This window comes from Acidobacteriota bacterium, assembly GCA_012517875.1.
Taxonomy (GTDB): Bacteria; Acidobacteriota; JAAYUB01; order JAAYUB01; family JAAYUB01; genus JAAYUB01.
The window spans coordinates 19,317-27,042 of record JAAYUB010000002.1; the positions used below are offsets into that span (position 1 = coordinate 19,317).

General features: G+C 63.8%; 8 protein-coding genes. 7 read left to right on the plus strand and 1 reads right to left on the minus strand.

The window, feature by feature from the left end; genetic code table 11:
* Window positions 1-95 precede the first annotated feature (95 nt).
* Entirely contained in the window at window positions 96-908 is an 813-nt protein-coding gene (locus GX414_00105; protein ID NLI45492.1) for a helix-turn-helix transcriptional regulator, read from the plus strand.
* Here GX414_00105 and GX414_00110 read toward each other — a convergent pair.
* Window positions 865-1,308, minus strand: a complete 444-nt coding sequence (locus GX414_00110) for a hypothetical protein (protein ID NLI45493.1) — start codon at window positions 1,306-1,308, stop codon at window positions 865-867. The genes GX414_00105 and GX414_00110 overlap by 44 nt on opposite strands.
* Before the next feature lie 169 nt (window positions 1,309-1,477).
* Here GX414_00110 and GX414_00115 point away from each other — a divergent pair, with 169 nt between their 5' ends.
* From GX414_00115 to GX414_00140, 6 genes are all read left to right on the plus strand, one after another.
* Complete coding sequence (locus GX414_00115; GenBank protein ID NLI45494.1) at window positions 1,478-1,648, plus strand: hypothetical protein; 171 nt, start codon at window positions 1,478-1,480, stop codon at window positions 1,646-1,648.
* Between the two features lie 48 nt (window positions 1,649-1,696).
* A complete protein-coding gene (locus tag GX414_00120) occupies window positions 1,697-2,482 on the plus strand; it encodes a hypothetical protein (protein NLI45495.1) in 786 nt (261 codons plus the stop codon).
* 56 nt (window positions 2,483-2,538) lie between these two features.
* Window positions 2,539-3,093 (plus strand): hypothetical protein, encoded by a 555-nt coding sequence (locus GX414_00125; GenBank protein ID NLI45496.1) that lies wholly within the window; start codon window positions 2,539-2,541, stop codon window positions 3,091-3,093.
* Window positions 3,094-3,769: 676 nt separating this feature from the next.
* Complete coding sequence (locus tag GX414_00130; GenBank protein NLI45497.1) at window positions 3,770-4,159, plus strand: STAS/SEC14 domain-containing protein; 390 nt, start codon at window positions 3,770-3,772, stop codon at window positions 4,157-4,159.
* 279 nt (window positions 4,160-4,438) lie between these two features.
* The gene (locus tag GX414_00135; GenBank protein NLI45498.1) at window positions 4,439-5,773 is read left to right on the plus strand and encodes a hypothetical protein; all 1,335 of its coding nucleotides are present in this window, start codon (window positions 4,439-4,441) and stop codon (window positions 5,771-5,773) included.
* 3 nt (window positions 5,774-5,776) lie between these two features.
* Window positions 5,777-7,273, plus strand: coding sequence for a cytochrome C (locus GX414_00140; GenBank protein ID NLI45499.1), 1,497 nt, complete (start codon window positions 5,777-5,779; stop codon window positions 7,271-7,273).
* Window positions 7,274-7,726: the final 453 nt, after the last annotated feature.

Below are 7,726 nucleotides of genomic sequence, written 5' to 3' on the forward strand. Positions count from 1 at the left end.
GAATCTTTGCGTATATTTGAGGTCGGCCGAACGACGCCGGCCGACACGCGGCCGCTGGATCGGGGCGGCATTCTTGGTGTGGACGGCAAGGGGTCATGGGTACGGACGTCCACAAATTCTACGGGCTCGAGCTCAAGGCGATCCGGGGCCGCTTGGGCCTGTCGGTGCGCCAGGTGGAATCGGCCAGCCGGGCCATTGCCCGAAAACTCAATGACCGACGCTACTTCGTTTCGGTGAGCCGGCTGTCGGAGCTGGAGAACCGCGGCCTGATCCCGGGCGTCTACAAGCTGTTCGCCTTGTCGGTCGTCTACAACATGCCGCTGCTGGAGATGCTGGCCCTGCTCGGCCTGGACGTGCACAAGCGGCAGGACTACAGCGAATGCATCCAGTCGGATCGGACGCGCCCCGTCGACCTGCTGGGCGCGCCCGAGACATTGGAGGTGCCGCTGCGCTTCGACCCGTCGTTCTCGGCGCGCTCCACGGCGCTGCTCAACCGGGTCATTCAGGAGTGGGGCCGGATCCCGTTCGAGATCATCCACAAAAAGATGGAGTTCTCCCGCTTCTTCTTCGTCCAGATCGGCGAGGCGGACAACCTGATGTACCCGCTGCTCCGGGCCGGGTCCATCGTCAAGGCCGAGCGGCTGCGCCGGGCCGTGTCCAACACCGGTTGGCAGACCGAGTACGATCGGCCGCTGTATGTGGTGCAGACTGTCGAGGGGTACCGGTGCTGCTGGTGCCTCGTGGACGGCAAGGATCTGGTGCTCGTGCCGCACCCGCTGTCGAAGAAGTGTCAGGAGCGGTACCGGATGGTCCGGGAAGTCCAGATCCTGGGGCAGGTGATCGGGGTATATACGCCGCTTGTCGCTACCGAGGACGGGCCAACGCCGCCAGCACAGCCGCGAAGTTGATCCGGAAGCTCTCCCGTTCCAGCTCGCTGACTCCCACCGGCGCCAGTAGATTGTAGGACTGGTCGCGGGCCCAGTTCTGGAGCAGGATTCTGCCGTCCTCAACGCGACCGGCGACGAAGGCGCCCGCCTGCCGCGCCAGCTCCGGCAGCGGCAGGGCGTTCACCTCGCGGAAGACCGCCAGGTGCTCCTCGCGCAGCGCCTGCCGCGCAGCGTCGCGGCCGTGCAGATCCTCCAAGCCCCAGTGGCTGTACTCGTCGGAGGAATACTCCCGCAGTGACGCGAGGTAGACCAGCCGGCTGAAGGCGTCGGGGAGCGGCGCCAGCGTCTGGGCCGCCAGGTCAGCCCGGGCGCGGAGCACCGCGTCATCCTGTTCGTGGAGCCGGAGATCCCGTTGATCCATGGGTGCCTCGCGCGGGGAGGGATCGGTCGCCCCAATTATGAGACCATCGCTGGCCGGAATGCAACCGGTCCTTCGCCGTTCCGGATCCGGAAATAATTTGCCCGACTCGCTCCAACCACCCGGGCCCCCGTTAGACTGACCTCACGATATCCATCGGTGGAGGCTTTCCATGATACAATCCGTCACGACGTTCCTGCTGATGTTGGCATTGGCGTTTTCGCTCGGCGTCGGGCAGTCCGGCGATCAGGGCGGCGCATCCCGGCCGGAAGCCGGCCAGGCCCGGCTCATGGATGGAAACGTGACCCCGCCGCCGCCCCCTCCGCCGCCCTTGAAAAGCTGATCGCCGGGTGACCGCAGGGGCGATTGATCGACAGGTTCGGCTGACGTCATGAGCCTATACACCCACCTGATGGCCCTGTTCTCGCTCGTGTTGCTGGGACTGATGGTGCGGGCGGGTTTTCAGAGAAAATATCAGTCGTTTGTTGCGTACTACGCGTTAGTGGCGGCGGGCGACGGATTTTTCGGCTACGTCGGCCCCTGGCTTGATTTCAATTACCAAACGATCTGGTACTACAACCTGTACTGGGTCCTGGAATGTGTGGAGCACCTGCTCAAGATCGTCATTGTGTTGGGCTTCTACTGGACCGTGCTGGCTGATTATCCCAATTTGAAGCGAATGCTCGACGGTTTCTTCTACGGAGCGGTTCTGCTGCTGTCTATCCTGTTTGTTGTGAGTTATGAGCCGTCGGGTTCCTTGTTGTACACCATCAGTATTTACCTGGGGAAGTGGGTGTTTCTCCTGGTCGCGGTGGTCTGCACGTTCATCCTGGTGGTTCGCCGGCTGACCGGGATAGCGATGGAACGGGCCCTGTTGTTCATCGTTTCCGGCTTCCTGGTCTTCAGCCTGACCCAGTGCCTGAACTTTTTTTACCTCGAGGCGGCTCATCCGCAACTGGACGGATTCTGGCGGTATTTCTACCAGTTGAGCTATGTTTGGCCGCAACTGCTCTGGCTGGTGGCGGCGGTGATTCCAACAGATGTTGCCGTCGCAGGCGCGGAACCGGCGGCGGGACTGCAAGGGGAACTGCTGCGACGCATGCGGCGGCTGGACGCGGCGTCGGGCGAGGCGCTGGGCCGGCTGAATCCGTTCCGGGCTCCGGGGGAGCCGCGTTGACAAGCCGCCGCCCCGGCGGGTATATCTAAAATCAGAATACGCTGGAGGTGGGCGCCATGTGGCAGGCGATTCTGGTGACAGGGGTGGTGTTGGGTCTGATGGTGCTGGCGGCAGCGGCGCTGCGGCGACGCCCGGTCCCGCCGGAGTTCCGGGCCCTGCTCGCGGACGGAGCGGTCGATCCGCGCGCGGCGCTCGACGCGCTCGCACCCGCCGGCGACGTGCTGGCGGCCGTGCCCGCCCTGTTCCGCGACGATGACTACCGGTGGCTGCGCCATGAAGTGGGGCTGGCCGCGGAGGCCGAGCGCCTCAAACAGCGGCGCATCCGGCTGGCCCGGCTTTACTTGCGGGAACTGCGCGCCCAGTTCGAGCGCCTCTTGGCGCTCAGCGAACACCTCGACCGGCAGGGGCTACTGGCTCCGGAGGCGCGTGCGCTCTCGGCCGAAACCGCGCTCCGATTCCGCTGGCGCGTGTTCTGGGCCGGCGCGCTGCTGCCGCTGCAGCACGTCCGTTTCCACCTGTCGGGCATGGGTGATTTTTCCTGTCAGATGGGCGTTTTCACGGCGGAGGTCCGACACCGGCTGGAACTGCAGGCGTTCACCGCCTCGGTCTGATGGAGCCAGGCCCAAACCCTATATCTTATCACTTTTAATGGCGTCTGCAGCCGGTCGCGTCAATTATTTCCGGATCCGGAACATGACGGGGCCAATGGCCTGGGGCGGGGGTGGCCGCCCGTCACGCACGAATTGATGACAGCCATTTAAATCATTTATTTTCTACCACTAATACCTACACCGGTCTGAACGTTCCGAATTTGGAACGGAAATGTATGGGTGTAACTACATTTTTATCAATGATTTATGTATGATGGCCGGAGCGCCCTGATCGTGGCGTGGAGATGGGCCTGTCCGACACACGCCGGTGATATCTGTGAAAATCTTTATAATCAATAAATTGGAATCAGCGGTGAACGGTATTGTTCCGGATCCGGAAAATCGTCCGAACTGGGGGAAAATTCTAAAAAATTGGTGTTATGAAGAGAATACAAGATTCCGATCCCAGTCTTTGACAGCCGATCGATCACAGCACCCCGTGACGCATCCGTGTTGCGGGCCGGCGTCCCGCAGCACCGCGGATAAGGGTGGTGGAGAGGGATGACCGGCCTTGGGATGGAAGCCCGGGTCCGACGCCGCGAGCGGACTCGAAACCTGTCAGCCGACTTGATTGGGGAGGGTGCCGGCGGTGGGCCGCGGCGACGCGACCCACCGCCTGTTTTCCGAGGAGCAGGCCATGTCCGCGCAAACGCTCATCGACACCGAGAACATGCTGGTCTTCGCGCAGTGTGAGGGGCCGGCCAACCACGACGACTTTCGGCTGCAGTGCGACGAACTCCTGCACCTGTGCCGGCGGAACGGCCTAGGCAAGGTGTTGCTGGACGTGCGTCGGCAGCGGACCCGACTGAGCACCATTCAGTGGTACGACCTCGGGGTGAGCCTGTCGGTGCTGGGGCGGGGCATCCGGTTCGCTGTGGTCTGCGCCCCCGAGGAACGGGATATCAATTTTTTTGCCACCGTCGCCCTGAACCGCGGCGCCGTCATCCGCACCTTCGACCGGACGGAGTGCGCCATGGCCTGGCTTAACAACGGGGGCAACGGTCACCGCTCCGGCGAGAGCCAGTGAACTGTTCACAGTAAACAGTGATACAGTCAAATAGTGAACGGTGAGTGGTGAACTGCCTGCAACTCACAGTGTTCTCAATCATGTTCACCGTTCACTGGGTTCCATCGCGGGTGATTCCAGAACCCGACGGAGTTCAGGAAGGGACTGTCATCTCCGAAGGGATCCAACGAAAGGATTGTGCGACCAGACCGCTGCGGCGATGAACGGTCGGGTCTTGTCAGGGGCGGGCGGCTCCGGTACAATGAGGCGCAAATCAATTTCAGCGGAATCGGAGGAGCCATGTGCCGCAGCATGCTCGCTATCCTGTTCATCATCAGCCTGGTCCTGGCCGTTCTGGCCCAGACACCCGCGACGTCGGCGGCCGCCGGCAAGTGCCTGACCTGCCACAAGGAGAAGACACCCGGCCTGTACCAGCAGTGGTACGGCTCCGCCCACGCCCTCCACAAGGTCACCTGCCTGGACTGCCACCGGGCTGAGTCGGGCGACGCCGACGGCTTCGTCCACTACGACGTCCGCATCGCCACGCTGGTCACGCCCACGGACTGCGGCCGCTGCCACAAACGGGAGGCGGCCGAGGTGGGCGCCTCCTACCACGCCACGGCGGGGCTGATCCTGGAGTCGCAGGACGCCTACCTGGCCCACGTTCTGGCCGGCGCACCCGTGGCGATCCTCGGCTGCGAGAGCTGCCACGGCGGCAAAGTGAAGCTGGACCCCGGCTCGCCCAACCGCTTGCACAAGGAGAGTTGGCCCAACTCCGGCATCGGCCGGCTCAATCCCGACGGTTCCAAGGGCGCTTGCAACGCCTGCCATCCGCGGCACCTCTTCTCCAAAGCCCAGGCTCGCCAGCCCGAGGCGTGCGGCAAGTGCCACCTCGGCCAGGACCACCCGCAGAAGGAGGTGTACGAGGAGAGCAAGCACGGCAACACCTACTACACCAACCTCGACGCCATGAACCTGAAGGCTGACCGCTGGGTGGTGGGCGCGGACTACTCGGCGGCGCCCACCTGCGCCACGTGCCACATGGCCGCGTCCACGCGGGTCCAGGCCACACACGACGTGGGCCAGCGGATCTACTGGACGTTGCGCCCGCCCGTCTCCGCGGCCAAGGACAACGCCGGGCCGCGCCGCGTGGCCATGAAAAACGTCTGCGCCGCCTGCCACGGCCAGGTGTTCGTCAACGGTCACTTCCACCAATACGACGCCGCAGTGCGTCTCTACAACGACAAGTTCGCCCGACCGGCCACCGACATTTTGGCGCTGATAACCAAGAACAAGCTCCTGGAGCGCCCGGCCAGCTTCGGCAACGACATCGAGTGGATCTACTGGGAACTGTGGCACCACGAGGGGCGCCGCGCCCGCCACGGCGCCTCCATGATGGGTCCGGACTACACCTGGTGGCACGGTTTCTACGAAGTGGCCAAGCACTTCTACTTCGAGTTGATTCCCGAGGCGCGCCGCTATAACAACCCGGAGGTGAACGCGTTCATCGACCGTCTCCTGCGCGATGATCCCATGCACCGCTGGGTGAACGAGCGGACCGACGGGCTCAAGCGGCAGATCCGCTCCGGCGAGCTTCAGGAGTATTACCGCCGCTTCTTCGCCGCCGGGAAGTGAGCCATGACCCTCATCGCGCGATACCGGGCGTTCGTCCGCGGCCTGTCGGTGAACCCGGTGGGCCGGGCCGGCGTGGTCCTGACCACCTCGTCATTCCTGACGTTCCTGTTCATGGAGCTGCTCCGGCTGCTGGGCGTGCTCACCAACGCCTACATCGGGCTGATCACCTATCTGTTGCTGCCGACGCTCTTCGTCGTGGGCCTGGCGCTGATCCCGCTGGGCTGGTGGCTGTATCGCAAGGCCCGTGCCCGCGCCGACCGCGAGCTGCTGGCGGAGCGCTTCTCACCGGACGCGGTGGCGCCCCGGCCGGGGGGCTCGCGGCTCTTCGTCACGGTGGTCGTGTTCACCCTGGTCAACATCCTTTTCCTGACGGCCGCCTCCATGCGGATGCTCACCTTCATGGACACGCCGGTCTTCTGCGGCACCGCCTGCCACAAGGTCATGCACCCCGAGTGGGCCACCTATCAGGTCTCGCCCCACGCCCGGGTGCGCTGCGTCGACTGCCATGTGGGTGAGGGTACCGGCGCCTTGGTCAGCTCCAAGCTCAACGGCGCCCGGCAGATGTTCCTGGCCATGTTCAATGCCTACGAGCGGCCGGTGCCCACGCCGGTGCGCCAGCTCCGCCCCGCCCGGGAGACGTGCGAGAAGTGCCACTGGCCGGACAAATTCTACGGCTATCGGCAGCAGGTCCGGGTGCATTACGGTATGGACCGCGATTCGACGCCGCGCTACACGACCCTGAACTTGAAGATCGACACCGGCGAGGCCGCCGGCCACGCCGGCATCCACTGGCACGTGGCCGAGGCCAACGCGGTCCGCTACGCCTCCGCGGAAGACGAGCGGCAGGAGATGCTCTGGGTGGAGGTGCGCCAACTGGACGGCACCTGGCGGCGGTTCGCCCGCCGCGGGGAGCCGGCGGCGCCGACGCCTGCAGACTGGCAGCGGACCCTCGACTGCGTGGATTGCCACAACCGGGCCACCCACATCTACGAGGAGCCGGAGGTGGCGGTGGACGAGCGGATGCGACGCGGGCTCATGGACCGGTCGCTGCCGTTCGTCCGGCGCGAGGTGCTGGGGGCGCTCCTGCCCGACTATCCGGACCGCGAGGCGGCCATGGCCGGCATCGCCGCGCGCCTCGAGGGCGCTTACGCGCGGCTGCTGCCCGAGATGACGGCGGCCCAGCGCCAGGCCCTCGAACGGACCATCACTGCGGCGCAGGCCGTCTACAATCGGAACATCCACCCGCTGATGGCGGTGCGGTGGGGAACCTATCCCAGCCACCTGGACCACCGCCACGACGGCGGATGTTTCCGTTGCCACAACCAGGAGCTTGTGGACTCAACTGGTGCGGCTGTCTCCCACGACTGCACGCTCTGCCATTCGTTCCTTGCGTATGGCAGCGCGGGGCCGTACCAGTTTCTCGAAACCCCAACCGACAACGATTCCGAGGCGGCCATGCACCGCTACCTGCGCGAGGAATTTCTCAAGCAGGGTGAGTGAGGGGGATGAACAGTGAGGAGATAGGAGTTGGGATATCGTGCTCGTAATGCGTAATCGTAACTCGTCATCGAGGCTCGAGACACGAGACTAGAGGCTCGTTCGCGTAACGCGGACATCGGACAACGGAACTGGGACCTGGGTTCTGGGACCAGCTTTTTGGATCCGTGCTCGTAATCGTAATTCGTAATCGTAATCGTGATTCGTGCTCGTGATCGTCATCGAGGCTCGAGACTAGAGGCTCGTTCCCGTAACGCGGACTTTGGACATCGGACTTCGGAATTCAGGTGTCGACTCTCGGATTTCGTACCCGTAATTCGTATCTCCTACCTCCAATCTCCAATCTCCAATCTCCAATCTCCAATCTCCAATCTCCAATCTCCAATCTCCAATCTCCAATCTCCAATCTCCAATCTCCAATCTCCAATCTCCAATCTCCAATCTCCAATCTCCAAT